Below are 15,527 nucleotides of genomic sequence, written 5' to 3' on the forward strand. Positions count from 1 at the left end.
TAGCTTGTTATGCTAGTCTCATCTAGATTTATGTGCAGTAGGTTTTATAAATAAAAAATGCAGACTTTTACATTTATTTGGTTAGGACAACTAATTTCTTTAATTGGTGTTTCCATGACCGGGTTTGCTCTGGATATCTCAATTTTTCAGGAAACTCGCTCTGCCACCCAATTTGCTTTCCTTACCGTTGCTTGTACAATACCAATCATTATTGTTTCGCCTATAACAGGCATATTAGTTGATCGTTGGGATCGTCGCTTGATCATGATCATTAGTGATGTCTGTCAAGGACTGTTTACTCTGATGTTGATAGTGCTAATAAGTATTGGTCAATTAGAGATTTGGCACATCTATCTCAGAAATATTTTTACTTCCATCATTGGTGCCTTCCATTCATCTGCTTATCAAGCTTCTATTACCTCTCTAGTGCCTAAAGATGATTTAACACGGGTAAATGGAATAATTCAACTAGGAACGGGCATTCAGCAACTTATTGGACCTTTACTCGGAGGTATTTTGCTGGGTATTCTGAAGCCAAGAGATATTCTTATCATCAACTTTGTAACTGTGTTAGTTGCTCTTGTTCCCCTTGTATTGGTACGATTCCCTCAGTTAAATCATGCTGCTGATGGGAAGCGGGACAATCCATCTTCTTCATTTTGGCAAGAGGCACTAAGCGGTTGGACTTATCTAACAGAGCATCCTGGATTACTTAGCTTTCTGATTCTATTCACCATTTACCAATTTTTTACCGGTTTAATGAGTGTACTAAGCTTTCCACTAATTCTTTCTTTAACCAGTCCATCTGGTTTAGGACAGATAGTATTTGTTAGCGGTATGGGGATGTTAATCAGTTCTATAGTAATGAGTACATGGAAGAAAAATTGGCAGAACTTGATCAATCCTATTCTCATCTCTATGTCGCTGAGTGGGTTGTGCATAATTCTTGCTGGTTTACGCCCTTCTATCATTCAAATTGCTATTGCTACTTTACTTTTCTTCCTGACTACACCTTTTATCAGTGGATCAGTGCAAGTTATCTTACAGACAATAGTTCCTGAATCGTTACAGGGAAGAGTATTTGCCTTAACTGGAGCGATATGGGTAACGGTTGTACCGCTTGCTGCGATTATTGCTGGACCGCTTGCTGATTATGTTTTTGAGCCACTCATGTCTTTTGACGGACCTGGGGCTGGATTACTATTAGGCCAAATAATTGGGTCTGGTCCTGGTCGTGGTATTGGACTATTATTTGTAATCATAGGATTTCTTCTATTAGCGACAGTATTTATTAGCTCTCAATACCCTGCCATTCGAGATTTGGAAGTATCGGCTCAATAAAGAATTGGGAACGAAGTAACCCCCTGATCCCGGATTTCTCACAAAGAAAAGAAAAAAAGGGGTCAAAAACTGCGAAAATGTATATGTAAAAAGCATTTCAGCAATTATAAAATATGACCCCAATAAGAACAGATAGTACACCAAAACAGTTCACTTTTAAACAAGAAAAACTCCCTCCAGTAGTAGTGAATTTCCAGGGTGGTAAAGTAACATCGGATGCAGGTCTAAGTTTAATTGCGGAAATAGACCGAAAATTGCAAATAACATCACGTTTAGCTTTGGGTTTCCAAGACTACAGAAAGCCAAATAAGACGTTACATCCCATAGAAAGCTTATTAACACAACGGATATATGGCTTAATCATGGGATATGAAGACTTAAATGACCATGAAGAATTACGTCATGATCCCATGTTCGCACTGGCATTAGGAAAAAGCATTAGTCAAGAGAAGGAACAACAATTAGAATTATTTAGTGATAGAACCAGTACCCATACATTTGCAGGTAATCAATTACGTTTGTGGTTCTCTTCCATTGCTTATGTTTTGATGAATGCTTTGCGAAATAAATGTTTAGTTAAAACTGAATTACAGAATGCTCAAGTTGGGACTATCCGTACCAAGTTGTTGAAGTTAGGAGCTTTGATTACAATAACAACTAGACGAGTTTTAATTGCGATTAATAGTTCTTGTCCCTATCAGCATATTTATGCTACTGCTTACCGTTGTTTGCAGTTGTTACCCAATCCTGGTTAATTCTTTTGGGACGATTATTACGCTCATTTTTAGCTTTAATTTAGGGTGGGGATAAAAGTTTTTTCTTCACTCTGTTTTCAGATGCCTAATTTTACTATTAAATTATTTATATCAGTATATATTGCCTGAATAGCTCTTGATATTTAACTGAGTTTCTCAAATATATACTTAGAAGATTTCCTTTTTTCATCTTTGCTATTTATGTATCAAATAAACTTCCTTTTTTTCGCTTTTTATGAATATTTTTTTTCGCTTGTGAGAAATCCGGGAAGAAGCTTTAGGCGATTTTACTTTTCTTTACACAGATTGGTTTTATTGTGTTCACTTACTTAATCAATCTGAAATTGGGTGTAAATAGTGTCCATATTGTTAAAACGAGTTGTGTAGGATTAGTGGGCATTACAAATATGAACACTTTGTTAAAAATTATTACAGCATTAATAGGGTAGATCAAAATTAGATCAATTATTTTAGATGTAGTCAAAACCATTACTAACACTGGGTTTTAGATAAATAAATTCTGCCTTGTAATCGGAAGGTCGTAGGTTCAAATCCAACTGCTGGCCTTTATTATTAATTAAAAAAGGTGGGAAATACCCACCCTACATTTACTCAGCAAACACTCCAGCAAAAAAGTCCAAAGTCTCCTTCAAAGCTTTGATGAAAACATCAATTTCCTCACGGGTATTGTAAAAAGATAAACTGGCCCGTGCAGTTCCTGCTAAACCTAGATGACGGTGTAATGGTTGAGTACAATGATGTCCAGAACGAATTGCCACACCTTCTTGATCTAACAAAGTTGCTAAATCATTAGCGTGAACACCTTCTGCCGTAAAAGCTGCTAATGCGGCTCTCCCTTCCCCTTCAGCATTGGGTTTCGGTCCGTGGATTCTAATTTGGGGTATTTGCCCTAATTGCGCGAATAAATAAGCCGTTAATTCCGCTTCATAAGCATGGATTTTATCCATACCAATATTAGTAAGATAATCTATCGCTGCACCAAGGGCGATCGCTTCCCCAATAGCCGGAGTACCAGCTTCAAATTTATGGGGTAATTCTGCATAGGTGGAATGGTCTAAAAATACCTCTGCAATCATCTCACCACCACCGAAAAATGGCGGCATTGCTTCTAGTAATTCCAACTTACCATACAAAAAGCCAATGCCAGTGGGAGCGCACATCTTATGTCCAGAAGCTACCAACCAATCACAGTCTAGTTCTTGAACATCAATAGGAGTATGGGGGACACTTTGACAAGCATCAAGTAAGAACTTCGCACCGTATTTATGAGCAATTTCGGCTATTTCTTTAGCTGGATTTATGCAACCCAAAGTATTAGAAATATGCAGAATAGACACCAGTTTTGTTTTTTCAGAAATCAGGTTTTTAAACTGCTCTAAATCAAAAGTTTCTTCGGTCGTCAACTCCACAAACTTCAATATTGCACCCGTTTTTTGAGCGACAAATTGCCAGGGAACGATATTACTATGGTGTTCCATGACCGAGAGAATAATTTCATCTCCTGGCTGTAAATTGTTCATTCCCCAACTGTAAGCGACTAGGTTAATAGCCTCAGTTGCGTTGCGGGTGTACACAATTTCTTGGCGTGATTTGGCATTAATAAATTTAGCGATTTTATCACGCGCACCCTCATAAGCATCAGTAGCTTTTCCGCTGAGAAAATGTGCGCCACGATGGACATTTGAATTATATTGTTCGTAATAATCACGCCAAGCATTTAATACGAATAAAGGCTTTTGAGAAGTAGCTGCATTATCGAGATAAACCAGGGGTTTACCGTGGACTTCCTGATGTAAAATGGGGAAGTCAGAACGAACTTTATCAGCGAGAGATTTGGTAGAAGTGATGACCATTTTTAATAAAGAGTTCAGGAGAATTTTAAACCGCCAAGGAATAAATTCCCTGGCTAATAGCAGAAGTCGGTTAAAACCGACTATTAATTATTCAGAAATTTAGTTCGTTTTAATGAACTTAAGCTATTAGCCTTGTACTAAAGTGCAAGGCATTTATTTATTCGTGAGACTGGTAACAGTTTTCAACAAACTCTCACGCAAAGAAGCAACAGGAATAAAGTTAATAACTTCCATTGCGAAACCATTAACTAATAATTTTCGAGCATTATTTTCATCAATGCCGCGACTTTCCAGGTAGAATATTTGATCATCTTCCAACTGACTGACCGTAGCACCATGAGCGCATTTAACATTATCAGCAGTGATTTCCAATTGAGGTTTGGTGTCAATTCTGGACTTAGATGATAATAGCAAATTGCGATTTAATTGAGATGCGTTAGTTAATTGCGCCAGTTTAGGAACAAATATTTTACCATTGAAGACACCATGAGCGCGATCGCCTATAATGCACTTATGTAACTGTTTACTCACACCATGAGGATGATTTAAAGACAAAGCACTGTGAGTATCAGCCACCTGATTATCAGCAATCACAGTTAAACCATTCAGCGTCGTTTCCGTTTGTTCACCAGTTTGCAAAATCTCCAAATTGTGACGAGAGATTTTCCCCCCAACCGTCACAGCATTACAACTATAACGACTATATCGCGCCTGAGTAACAGCAGTTTTCCCAACATGAAAAGCCGCAGCACCTTCTCGTGCAATTCTATTATGACTCACCTGAGCATTTTCATTTACCCAAATTTCCGTAACACTATTAGTGAAGTAAACACCCTCATTTTGTGAAGATGCAATATACTCTTCAATTAAAGTTACTTGAGAGTTACTTTCAGCTACTACTAAAACGCGAGGTTGGGAAATAGTCGCAGACTCACCAGAAACAGAAATAAATAATAGATGAATTGGTGTTTCCAGCACCACATTTTTACCAACCCATACCACAGCGACATCATTTAAAGCCGCAGTATTTAAAGCCGTAAAAACTTCCTTCGCACCTTCCGCTTGAGCTAAATATTCCCCTACAATCTCACTGGATAAAACATTCAAATTACCAACAATTAACCCAGCAGGTAAATTTTCAGTATTAGATAAATCAGGTGAGTAAACACCATTAACAAACACTAACCGCTGAGAAACTTCAGGTAAAATATCAGATCCTAAAGATGTTTTCTGAAACATCCCTAACTTAAAATCTACCTGTTTCAAAGATGATAAATCAGTAAACCGCCATTCTTCCTCGCGGGTATTGGGAATAACAGAATGACGAACCCATTTAGCAGCACCGTCACGAAGTTGTTTTAAGCAATCATCCTTTTCCGATACAGTTACCTGATTTAACAAACCAGTTAAAAAAGGATCTCTATCTAATAGAGAATTAGGAATAGAAGTAAGAGAAACTGGAATAGACATTACACACCCACTCCCAAAGCTTCTTCGAGAACCCAATCATAACCACGAGATTCTAACTCTAACGCCAACTCCTTACCACCACTTCTGATAATTTGTCCTTGTGCCATAACGTGAACAAAATCAGGAACAATATAATCGAGAAGACGCTGATAGTGAGTAATCATAATTGTGGCATTTTCAGCATTGGTTAACTGATTAACTCCATTAGCAACAATTTTCAAAGCATCAATATCCAAACCAGAATCAGTTTCATCTAAAATCGCCAACTTTGGTTCTAAAATCGCCATTTGCAGAATTTCATTCCGCTTCTTTTCCCCACCAGAAAAACCCTCATTCACACTGCGATTCAGAAAAGAAGAATTCATCTTCACAATTTCTAACTTTTCCTCAACCAAATCATCAAAATCGAAAGCGTCAACCTCTTCCAAACCTTGAGATTTGCGACGAGAATTATAAGCCACCCGCAGAAAATCCAAATTACTCACACCAGGAATTTCCAGAGGATATTGAAAAGCTAAAAACACACCACCCCTAGCTCTTTCCGCAGCTTCCATTTCCAAAAGATTTTGTCCTTGAAAAACCACCTCACCACCAGTCACAGTATAAGCTGGATGTCCCGCCAAAACCTTAGAAAACGTACTCTTCCCAGAACCATTCGGACCCATAATCGCGTGAACTTCCCCAGCGCGAACCTGCAAATTCAACCCCTTTAAAATCGGAGTTCCATCAACATCAGCCGTCAAATCCTTAACCGACAAAATCAAATCACTATTCTCAACAATCATCTTCTCTTCCTCTCTTTCTCTGCGTACTCTGTGCCTCTGTGGTTCGTTTTCTTAACCCACACTACCCTCTAGTTTCAGACTCAACAACTTATCAGCCTCAACAGCAAACTCCATAGGAAGCTGATTAAAAACATCCTTACAGAAACCGCTAATCATCATCGAAATAGCATCTTCCGAAGAAATACCCCGTTGAGCAAAAAAGAACAATTGATCTTCACCAATTTTAGAAGTAGAAGCCTCATGTTCCACCTTTCCCGTATTATTCTGAACTTGAATATAAGGAAAAGTATTAGCTTGAGCATTATCCCCAATTAACATCGAATCACATTGAGAATAATTTCTTGCACCTTTCGCAGTGGGATTAATCTTCACCAAACCTCGGTAACTATTACTAGATTTACCAGCAGAAATTCCTTTAGAAATAATAGTGCTGCGGGTGTTTTTCCCAACGTGAATCATCTTACTTCCAGTATCAGCTTGCTGCATATTATTTGTTAATGCAACCGAGTAAAATTCACCCACAGAATTATCACCAATCAAAACACAACTGGGATACTTCCAAGTAATCGCAGAACCTGTTTCTACTTGAGTCCAAGAAATCTTAGAATTGACACCTTGACACAAACCACGTTTAGTTACAAAGTTGTAAATTCCGCCTTTACCATTGACATCACCAGCGTACCAGTTCTGCACAGTAGAATATTTAATTTCCGCATTATCTAAAGCTACCAATTCAACAACCGCCGCGTGTAATTGGTTGCTGTCGTACATTGGCGCTGTACAACCTTCTAAATAAGAAACATAACTTCCTGCTTCGGCGACAATTAAAGTCCGTTCAAATTGTCCTGTATCTCCGGTATTAATGCGGAAATAGGTAGACAATTCCATTGGACATTTTAAGCCTTTGGGAATATAAACGAAAGAACCATCACTAAACACAGCCGCATTCAAAGCTGCGAAATAATTATCAGCAATGGGAACAACGCTACCCAAATATTTTTTAATTAATTCTGGGTGTTCTTGTAAAGCTTCCGAAAAAGAACAGAAAATTACGCCATCTTTGGCAAGTTTTTCTTTATATGTAGTCGCAACAGAAACACTATCAAAAATCGCATCAACAGCAACGTTACTTAATCGCTTTTGTTCATTTAAAGGAATACCTAATTTTGCAAAGGTTTCCAATAAAGTCGGATCAACTTCGTCTAAACTGTTGAGTTTAGCTTTCTTTTGTTTCGGTGCGGAATAATAAATAATATCCTGATAATTAATAGGCGGATATTGGACATGAGACCAAGTTGGTTCTGTCATTTTCAGCCATTGATGATATGCTCGGAGACGATATTCCAGCATAAATTCCGGCTCATTCTTTTTGGCGGAAATTAGGCGGACAACATCTTCGCTTAACCCACGAGGAATAGTATCGGCTTCAATATCGGTAACAAAGCCGTACTTGTAAGGTTGGTTGACTAAGGTGGTGACGGATGCGCTCATCGGTTCTCTTGTGTTCTCTTTAAAGGACGGGCGACGGGTTGCACAAAGCTAATTCCCGTTTTCTGTTACCAATTCCTAACAGGACTGCTAGAATAGGTTTAACGACTAAAACAATTCGGCTGTTGTTTAATCTATTTTCATTGTACGATAGATTAACAACAACAATGTTGTTTAAGTTAAATTTTCAGAAAAAAAAGTTTTTTATTTTGGGACGTTTGCGAAGCGTCTAGTAGAGAAGATGGCGACTACCCAGCAGACCTCAACTAAGCAGGATATCCTAGAGTATCTATTGAAACACTCACAAGCAACGGCTGTTGAGTTGGCGAACTTTTTGGATGTGAGTCCCCAAGCGATTCGTCGTCATTTAAAGGATTTAGAGATGGAGGAGTTAGTTCTATATTCGGTATCAGAACAACCGAGTATGGGCAGACCCCAGCACGTTTATCATTTGAGTCGGGGGGGAAGATCACATTTGCAAAAAAGTGCTAACCGCTTAGGTGATGGTTATGGCGAGTTTGCGGTTTCTCTTCTTGACACTTTAGCGGAAACTGTGGGACGTGACCAAGTAAAGTCTATTTTACGGAAACAGTGGGAACGTAAAGCCCAAGAATATCATGAACGGGTGGGTAATGGTTCTTTGCAGGAACGGGTCGCAAATTTGATAGAATTGCGAAAGGCTGAAGGTTTTATGGCGGAGTTTCACGCTGTGGAATCAGATGCTAGTGGTGCGGAAAGATTTATTTTTGTGGAACATACTTGCGCTATTTCTGATGTTGCGGAATCTTTTCCCAGCGTTTGTGGTCATGAATTGGAAATGTTTGCGGCTATTCTTCCAGATTGTACTGTGGAACGGACTCATTGGTTGATTCATGGTGAACATCGTTGTGGTTATTTGGTGGAAAAAAGTTAATTAGGGGTTATTTGTATGCTTCTATACCCACCCGGAAATCAATTTCCGGGCTAATAGCTTAATTACGTTAAAACGTACTCTGGTTAACTAAATAAATTGTTACTTTACAAAACCATTAAAAATATATAAACTAAATAAAAAATTTTATTATTTTTCAGGTATATATTTTGCATCCACAACAGATTAAGGAAAAACTAAAATCATTAATTGAGGAAGCATCAACTATAGATCCCAGTTTAGCAATTAAGTTAAACCAGATTAATAACTGGATTAAAGATGTTAAACCTGGTACATTAATGTCTAAACGTTTTGTTATTTTGTTTTTACAACAATTTATTCGAGATACAGAAATTAGACTTGATATAAAACGTTTAACTTCTGAAGCAGAAAGACAAGACTTTTATGAATCAATGACACCTCCCGAAAGATACTGGTATAGTGAATTGTTTCCTAGATGGTTAAGTAAAAATGACCCCAAATTTCATATTTGGAGAAGAAAATTAATGTCTGGTGAGTTCAATCAGGAGGATGAAAAATTAATTAATTTGATTGCTAATGTCATTAAGCTGAATGGTGGTCAAGCCTTACAACGCTATATTGTAGACTTATCTATGGCAAGTGATATAATAGTTAGTAGTGTTCAAGAACAACCCCTTTGTATTCAGCTGACTAGCCAATCTCAAGAATTTACACAAACAAAAGCTGATGATTGGGAAGATACTTTAATTTCTTGGGGAATAGAGAGAGGATTATTTTTAAGTTTTAATCCTGGTGAAAGTGATTTTATTAATCAGATAGTTAATTTAGCACTAGATAAGAGTGATAATCTGAATAATGGTATTTATCAAAAAATAAATTTATAGTGTTTGGTTAGTTTGATTATGTATAGCAAAAATTCTCACAGAGGTAATTATGATTAACCAAGAAATTACTGAACGTCAAAAAAGACTAGAACAGTTTTTACAGCATTTAGAATCAGCCCGTCAATTAGAAGATGATATCAGAAAATATGGGTTAGAAGCGGCTGATTTATATTTTGAAAATATAGATAGTGATTGGTTGGAAACTTGGGGGGATGATGACGATGAACCGGGTTATATTGAGAAACTTACTACTTTCTTAGAAAGTAATGATGTGGTTGCGGTAAAGGTACGGGAACGGTTACAGGATAAGTCTCTTGATGAAATTATTGGTGGTTTAGAATATTGTTTGAGTCAGTTAAAAGAAGAGGATCGAATTTTTGCTGCTAAGGATTTTTTATTTGGTGATGTTGTGGTTTCTGAAAGTTGTCGCGCTTCTGGTAATAGTTCTATTAATGAGGTTGAGTTGTTGGAGTTAGCGGAAGATTTGATGGAGAAGTTGACAGAGATTTTGGGATAATTTTTATTTAATCAAGGTGCAATAAATATGGCTAAGGGATTTGGAAAGAAGCAAAAAAAAGGTAAATTAAAACGCAGAGATTATTTAGAATTTCTGCATAAAATATTATGGACAATTCGAGAGAATAAGGCTGATACAACAATAAAAATTCTAGAAGATAATGTAGATAAACTAGATAAAAATTTTATATCTATTTTCAGAGATTGGGCAACTGAAACTCTGTCACAGTTAGAACCAGATAAAGCTTATAAAAGAGCTTTAAGTATTGCTAATTTAAGTAAAAATATTAGACACTTGAGAGATGGAAACCAATCTAATAATTTAAATCTTGCGATTCTTTGTTGCGAAGTAATTGAAATTGTTTTTAATAGTCATATAGATCGAGAAGATTGGGCTATAAATAATTTGAATTTAGCTAGTCTTTACATGGATAAATTTGATAGCATTTCTTTTTCTGAACAGCAAGAAAATATAGAAATTGCTATTCATTATTGTAAATTCGCATCAGAAATATTTAATTCAAAAAAATACAAATACGGATTAAACTGGGCTTTTACTCAAGCTATTCTAGGCAGAGCTTATTCTGAAATATTAACTCAGAATATCACTGAAAAAACAGAATACTTAGAATTAGCAATTGCAGCTTATAATAATGATGTTTTAGATATATTTAAACAAAACCAATGTTTTGAAGAATGGGCAAAATGTCAAATGAATTTAGGTATTATATATGATGAAAGAAACAGAATTAAGGGAGAAAAAAATCCAGAAAATTACAATTTAGCATTAACAGCTTATCAAGAAGCATTAAAAGTATATAATCCTAAAAATCTTCCTATTGAATATGCTCAAGTTCAGTATAATCTAGCCATTACTTATGAAATTTTAGGAAAAATTGATGCTGCAATCAACTGTTATAAAATATCTTTCGATATTTTTAAATCTCAAGGATTACCTAGTAAATTAAAAGATGTAGCTGATAAACTTGGATATTTAGCTTTTCAATATCAATTTTGGGAAACGGCTATTGAGGCTTACAAATATGCGATTGAAGCAGTTGAAAAAATTAGAACTTGGTCAAACTCTGAACAGAATAGGGAAGAATTTTTAGAAAAATATATTGAAATTTATCAAAACATAGTACAAGCCTACATCAATACAAACCAAATAGATAAAGCCTTTGAATATTGTCAACGCTCCCGTTCTCAACGTCTAGTAGACTTAATGGCAAGTTTCAACCTCTCCCAAGGTGAAAATATACCTCCAAAAGTCCAAGAATTATTACAAAAATACGAAGAATTAAAACAAAAAATTCACATAGAACGCCAAAATTATAAATCAGAAAATAACCGCCGTACAACCCGCGCTATTTGGCAGGTATACGATAAAAAAATAGAATTATTAGAAACTGCAAAACAAAAAATTTGGGAACAACTCAGAGGAGAAGATCCCATTTTAGCAGGTGAAATTCAAGTTAAACCTCTGAGATTATCAAAGATTCAGAAATTAATTGATCATCCCAAAACCGCTATTCTCAGTTTCTACACTACCAACTCTGATACCCATATTTTTATCATTACCCAAGACTCAATTTATCTCCATACCTGTATAGGTGAAGGATTAGAAAGATTACAAAACTGGATTAAACACCATTGGTCATCACCGTATCAAGAATATGTAGAAAAGAAGTTTAAAGACTGGGAATATAACATGGAATATTTTCTTTATGAACTTTCAGAGAGATTACAATTATCAAAAATAATCCATCAATATCTTCAAAACATAAAAGAATTAATTATAGAACCTCATTTGTTATTACATCAAATACCTTTTGCTGCTTTACCTACAGGAGAAAATAAAAAATATTTAGTAGATAGATTTTTAATTCGTTATACTCCCAGTTGTCAAATTTTAGATTTTTGTCATCAAAACCAAAAAAAGAAACGCCTAAATTTAGATGTTCAATATTTCCAATATGGTACAGTGGCAGATACCGTAGATAATGATCCTCTACCTTTTTCCAGATGGGAAGAGGAAGAAATTGCTAAAATGTATAATATTCCAGCAAACAAAAGATTAATAGGTAGTAGTCAAGCTACGGTTCAAAATTTCCGAAAATTAGCTGAAAATGTGCAAACTCTCCACTGCTGTCACCATGCTGTATCTTGTTTATATAATCCTTTAGAATCTCATTTAAACTTAGGCGGTGGTGATAGTATTACTTTAGGTCAATTAATGTCTCCTAGTTGGCGTTTCCCTAATCTTGTAGATGTGTTTCTTTCTTGTTGTGAAACTAATTTAGGTCAACCCAATATAACTGATAATTTATTGACACTTTCTACTGGTTTTTTATGTGCTGGTGCGACAAATATAATTAGTTCTTTGTGGATGGTTGATGATTTAGCAACTGCGTTATTGTCTATTTTTTACTATCAACAAAGACAAGAAGGTAAAAATTGTCCAGCAGCACTAAAAGAAGCACAAATTAAATTACGGGAGTTAAGAAAAGCAGACTTAGAAGAAATATCCCAAGCAGCAGAAAACCAGCGTCAACAAGCTAGAAATCAGAAAAAACAATATCCACAAGATTCAGAAGAATATTTGGAGTGCGATTTACAACATAAAAAATCTCTAAAAATACTAAATACAATTAATAACATCCAAAAATCAAAAGGAGAATTTCCCTTTGCACATCCCCGTTATTGGTCGGCTTTTATTGCTCAGGGATTACAATAATATCAAGTTAAAAATTGACAACTTTTGTTATCAACTCCTTTTTATCAATCATTTCCTCTAATTGAAATTGATGATAGTGATATAATAGAACAATTAAAACTGCGAGGTGAATTTCTATGGTAACTCTAGCACCTACTCACAGCGACACTCACACCAATAGCGTCATTCTCCATAATATTTCCTGGCAGACATTTGAACGAATTTTATTAGAAACAGGTGATGATCGCCATAACAGGTTTACTTATAATCAGGGAATCTTAGAAATTATGACTCCATTAATGCCCCATGAACATAATAAACGCTTATTAGAAAAGCTAATTGATACTTTAGTTGAAGAATTAAATCTCAATGTCAAAAGTACAGGTTCATTAACTTGTAAAAGAGAAGATTTAGCTAGAGGTGTAGAACCTGATTCTAGTTTCTATATTCAAAATGAACCAATCATGAGAAATAAAACAAGTTTAGATTTAACTCAAGATCCCCCACCTGATTTAGTAATAGAAGTTGATTATGCTAGTTCTTCTATTGATAAATTACCGATTTATTTAGCTTTAGGTGTTCCTGAAGTTTGGCGTTATGAAGAACCTGTGATGCAAATTTATAGTTTATCTGAGGATAAATATATTCCTTGCAATAGTTCACCAACCTTTGCGAATTTACCTTTAAATACAGAAGTTCCTCAGTTTTTAGCTTCTAGTTTACAAGTGGGTGAGGTGTCAATGATTAAGAATTTTCGGAGTTGGTTAAAAACACAAATTTCCTGATTAAATATAAAAAATATGAACAACCTATCAATTCCAGCGCAAACATTACAAGAAGCATGGGAAAAAGGTTTACTGCAAGGTTTAACCCAAGTTGCTATAAATATGTTACGAGAAGGTATTGATTTAGATTTTATCGTCAAACTAACTGGATTACCATTAGCCGTAGTTAAAAATTTACAAGCTGTTGATATAGATGATAATAAAATATTGGTCAAAGAATTTTTAGAAATGAGTGAATCATCATTAAATAAAGTTTGGCTTAATCCAGAGGAAGACGAAGCATGGAAGGATCTATAGAACATTTAATTAAAGGTGATGTGATATCTGTTCCTTTTCCTTTTTCTGATACATCTACCACAAAAAAACGACCAGCTTTAGTGATAGCAGAATCAGACAATAATAATATTATAATTTGTCCTATTACCAGTAAACCAGGACGAGATTATGAAATTAAATTAGAAGATGAAGATTTTAGAGTAGGTAAATTAAATTTAAGCCCTTGTTATATTCGCCCTAATATTATTGCAACGGTTGATAAAAGTAACGTAATTCGGTACATTGGAAAACTCAAAGATGATAAACTTCATCAAGTGATTAGTACAATTATTGAAATTATAGAAAAGCCATCATCACCACTACCAGCATCAAAAGCTTGGGAAAGAAGCAAAAAACCAAAATGATGAAATACCCAGATTCCAGACTTCTTTGATAAATTAACATGATTTACCAAAGATTAAATTGGGAAGTCGGGGATTTTTCGTTTATGTTACAATAAAAGTCGAATATTGCTAACTTTATTAGTAAACTATCGCCATGACAAATAAAACCATGAAAAACAAAGAATTTTATGTAGTAATTGAAAGAGATGAAGATGGTATGTATATTGGTGAAGTTCCTCAACTTAAAGCCTGTTATAGTCAAGGGGAAACTATTGATGAACTTATGAAAAATATTAAAGAAGTTATTGAAATGTGTTTAGAAGAACTAGAAGAGGAATCAATAACTGAATTTATTGGTGTGCAAAAAGTAGTATTATCATGACTAAATTACCAACAATTACAGGAGAAGAACTGATTGCTGCATTAGAAAAAGTAGGTTTTTATATAGTCAGACAAAAGGGAAGTCATGTCAGAATGAAACATGAAGATAATCGAGTTGTTTCTATTCCTTCTCATAGTGGTAAAACTATCGGAAAAGGTTTATTAGTAAAAATAATTCGAGATGCAGATTTGACTAAAGATGAACTGATAGAACTTTTAAATTAGTTCTTAGGGAGAATTTTCCATATTCCCTAAAGTGATATAATAGAATAATTAAAACTGCGAGGTGAATTTTTATGGTAACTCTAGCACCTACTCACAGCGACACTCACACCAATAGCGTCATTCTCCATCATATTTCTTGGCAGACATTTGAACGAATTTTATTAGAAACAGGTGATGATCGCTATAACAGATTTACTTATAATCAGGGAATCTTAGAAATTATGACTCCATTAATGCCCCATGAACATAATAACCGTTTGTTACAAAATCTAATTATTGTTTTAGTTGAAGAGTTAAATCTCAATGTCAAAAGCACTGGTTCATTAACTTGCAAAAGAGAAGATTTAGCTAGAGGTGTAGAACCTGATTCCAGTTTCTATATTCAAAATGAACCAATCATGAGAAATAAAACCAGTTTAGATTTAACTCAAGATCCCCCACCTGATTTAGTAATAGAAGTTGATTATGCTAGTTCTTCTATTGATAAATTACCGATTTATTTAGCTTTAGGTGTTCCTGAAGTTTGGCGTTATGATGAACCTGTGATGCAAATTTATAGTTTATCTGAGGATAAATATATTCCTTGCAATAGTTCACCAACCTTTGCGAATTTACCTTTAAATACAGAAATCCCTCAGTTTTTAGCTTCTAGTTTACAAGTGGGTGAAATGTCAATGATTAAGAATTTTCGGAGTTGGTTAAAAACACAAATTTCCTGATTAAATTAAGAAATCGGGAATCTGGGTATTATGTTTT

15 protein-coding genes and 2 pseudogenes are annotated in these 15,527 nt (G+C 35.2%); 13 read left to right on the top strand and 4 right to left on the bottom strand.

The window, feature by feature from the left end; translation table 11 throughout:
- Positions 1–57: 57 nt before the first annotated feature.
- The 3 genes and pseudogenes from ANA_RS15085 to ANA_RS28560 all read left to right on the top strand — a co-directional run.
- The gene (locus tag ANA_RS15085) at positions 58–1,341 is read left to right on the top strand and encodes an MFS transporter (protein ID WP_015080908.1); all 1,284 of its coding nucleotides are present in this window, start codon (positions 58–60) and stop codon (positions 1,339–1,341) included.
- A gap of 113 nt (positions 1,342–1,454) precedes the next feature.
- A pseudogene (locus ANA_RS28555) lies at positions 1,455–1,763 on the top strand (transposase); the annotation flags it as partial.
- Between the two features lie 24 nt (positions 1,764–1,787).
- Positions 1,788–2,096: pseudogene (locus ANA_RS28560) on the top strand (transposase); the annotation flags it as partial.
- Positions 2,097–2,704: 608 nt separating this feature from the next.
- Here ANA_RS28560 and ANA_RS15095 read toward each other — a convergent pair.
- From ANA_RS15095 to sufB, 4 genes are all read right to left on the bottom strand, one after another.
- Positions 2,705–3,970: a cysteine desulfurase gene (locus ANA_RS15095; protein ID WP_015080909.1), complete on the bottom strand. Its 1,266-nt coding sequence runs from the start codon at positions 3,968–3,970 to the stop codon at positions 2,705–2,707.
- 153 nt (positions 3,971–4,123) lie between these two features.
- On the bottom strand, positions 4,124–5,440 hold the full coding sequence (sufD, locus tag ANA_RS15100; RefSeq protein WP_015080910.1) for a Fe-S cluster assembly protein SufD: 1,317 nt from the start codon (positions 5,438–5,440) through the stop codon (positions 4,124–4,126).
- Entirely contained in the window at positions 5,440–6,225 is a 786-nt protein-coding gene (gene sufC, locus ANA_RS15105; RefSeq protein ID WP_015080911.1) for a Fe-S cluster assembly ATPase SufC, read from the bottom strand. Before sufC ends, sufD begins: the two co-directional genes overlap by 1 nt.
- A gap of 51 nt (positions 6,226–6,276) precedes the next feature.
- The gene (gene sufB / locus ANA_RS15110; protein WP_015080912.1) at positions 6,277–7,716 is read right to left on the bottom strand and encodes a Fe-S cluster assembly protein SufB; all 1,440 of its coding nucleotides are present in this window, start codon (positions 7,714–7,716) and stop codon (positions 6,277–6,279) included.
- A 238-nt stretch (positions 7,717–7,954) separates the two neighbouring features.
- Between sufB and sufR the strand changes: the two genes are divergently transcribed.
- The 10 genes from sufR (at position 7,955) to ANA_RS15160 (ending at position 15,490) form a co-directional block, all read left to right on the top strand.
- On the top strand, positions 7,955–8,626 hold the full coding sequence (gene sufR, locus ANA_RS15115) for an iron-sulfur cluster biosynthesis transcriptional regulator SufR (RefSeq protein WP_015080913.1): 672 nt from the start codon (positions 7,955–7,957) through the stop codon (positions 8,624–8,626).
- A 167-nt stretch (positions 8,627–8,793) separates the two neighbouring features.
- Positions 8,794–9,489 carry a hypothetical protein gene (locus ANA_RS15120; protein WP_015080914.1) on the top strand — a complete coding sequence of 232 codons (696 nt, stop codon included), beginning with the start codon at positions 8,794–8,796 and terminating at the stop codon, positions 9,487–9,489.
- 49 nt (positions 9,490–9,538) lie between these two features.
- Positions 9,539–10,006, top strand: a complete 468-nt coding sequence (locus ANA_RS15125) for a hypothetical protein (RefSeq protein WP_015080915.1) — start codon at positions 9,539–9,541, stop codon at positions 10,004–10,006.
- A gap of 27 nt (positions 10,007–10,033) precedes the next feature.
- Positions 10,034–12,742, top strand: a complete 2,709-nt coding sequence (locus ANA_RS15130; RefSeq protein ID WP_015080916.1) for a CHAT domain-containing protein — start codon at positions 10,034–10,036, stop codon at positions 12,740–12,742.
- A gap of 116 nt (positions 12,743–12,858) precedes the next feature.
- Positions 12,859–13,506: a Uma2 family endonuclease gene (locus ANA_RS15135; protein WP_015080917.1), complete on the top strand. Its 648-nt coding sequence runs from the start codon at positions 12,859–12,861 to the stop codon at positions 13,504–13,506.
- Positions 13,507–13,521: 15 nt separating this feature from the next.
- Complete coding sequence (locus tag ANA_RS15140) at positions 13,522–13,803, top strand: hypothetical protein (protein ID WP_015080918.1); 282 nt, start codon at positions 13,522–13,524, stop codon at positions 13,801–13,803.
- Entirely contained in the window at positions 13,788–14,186 is a 399-nt protein-coding gene (locus tag ANA_RS15145; RefSeq protein ID WP_015080919.1) for a type II toxin-antitoxin system PemK/MazF family toxin, read from the top strand. The genes ANA_RS15140 and ANA_RS15145 overlap by 16 nt, the downstream gene beginning before the upstream one ends.
- A 148-nt stretch (positions 14,187–14,334) precedes the next feature.
- A complete protein-coding gene (locus ANA_RS15150; protein ID WP_028082499.1) occupies positions 14,335–14,547 on the top strand; it encodes a type II toxin-antitoxin system HicB family antitoxin in 213 nt (70 codons plus the stop codon).
- Entirely contained in the window at positions 14,544–14,771 is a 228-nt protein-coding gene (locus ANA_RS15155; protein WP_015080921.1) for a type II toxin-antitoxin system HicA family toxin, read from the top strand. The genes ANA_RS15150 and ANA_RS15155 overlap by 4 nt, the downstream gene beginning before the upstream one ends.
- Before the next feature lie 71 nt (positions 14,772–14,842).
- Positions 14,843–15,490, top strand: coding sequence for a Uma2 family endonuclease (locus ANA_RS15160; RefSeq protein ID WP_015080922.1), 648 nt, complete (start codon positions 14,843–14,845; stop codon positions 15,488–15,490).
- The last annotated feature ends 37 nt before the right edge of the window (positions 15,491–15,527 follow it).

Origin of the sequence: Anabaena sp. 90, from assembly GCF_000312705.1 — a bacterium.
GTDB classification, from domain to species: Bacteria; Cyanobacteriota; Cyanobacteriia; order Cyanobacteriales; family Nostocaceae; genus Dolichospermum; species Dolichospermum lemmermannii.

Coding starts and splice junctions, on each gene's coding strand:
- ANA_RS15150 (WP_028082499.1), top strand. CDS start 14,335: ATGAAAAACAAAGAATTTTATGTAGTAATTGAAAGAGATGAAGATGGT.
- ANA_RS15145 (WP_015080919.1), top strand. CDS start 13,788: ATGGAAGGATCTATAGAACATTTAATTAAAGGTGATGTGATATCTGTT.
- ANA_RS15130 (WP_015080916.1), top strand. CDS start 10,034: ATGGCTAAGGGATTTGGAAAGAAGCAAAAAAAAGGTAAATTAAAACGC.
- sufR (WP_015080913.1), top strand. CDS start 7,955: ATGGCGACTACCCAGCAGACCTCAACTAAGCAGGATATCCTAGAGTAT.
- ANA_RS15125 (WP_015080915.1), top strand. CDS start 9,539: ATGATTAACCAAGAAATTACTGAACGTCAAAAAAGACTAGAACAGTTT.
- ANA_RS15135 (WP_015080917.1), top strand. CDS start 12,859: ATGGTAACTCTAGCACCTACTCACAGCGACACTCACACCAATAGCGTC.
- ANA_RS15160 (WP_015080922.1), top strand. CDS start 14,843: ATGGTAACTCTAGCACCTACTCACAGCGACACTCACACCAATAGCGTC.
- sufC (WP_015080911.1), bottom strand. CDS start 6,225: ATGATTGTTGAGAATAGTGATTTGATTTTGTCGGTTAAGGATTTGACG.
- ANA_RS15155 (WP_015080921.1), top strand. CDS start 14,544: ATGACTAAATTACCAACAATTACAGGAGAAGAACTGATTGCTGCATTA.
- sufB (WP_015080912.1), bottom strand. CDS start 7,716: ATGAGCGCATCCGTCACCACCTTAGTCAACCAACCTTACAAGTACGGC.
- sufD (WP_015080910.1), bottom strand. CDS start 5,440: ATGTCTATTCCAGTTTCTCTTACTTCTATTCCTAATTCTCTATTAGAT.
- ANA_RS15095 (WP_015080909.1), bottom strand. CDS start 3,970: ATGGTCATCACTTCTACCAAATCTCTCGCTGATAAAGTTCGTTCTGAC.
- ANA_RS15085 (WP_015080908.1), top strand. CDS start 58: ATGCAGACTTTTACATTTATTTGGTTAGGACAACTAATTTCTTTAATT.
- ANA_RS15140 (WP_015080918.1), top strand. CDS start 13,522: ATGAACAACCTATCAATTCCAGCGCAAACATTACAAGAAGCATGGGAA.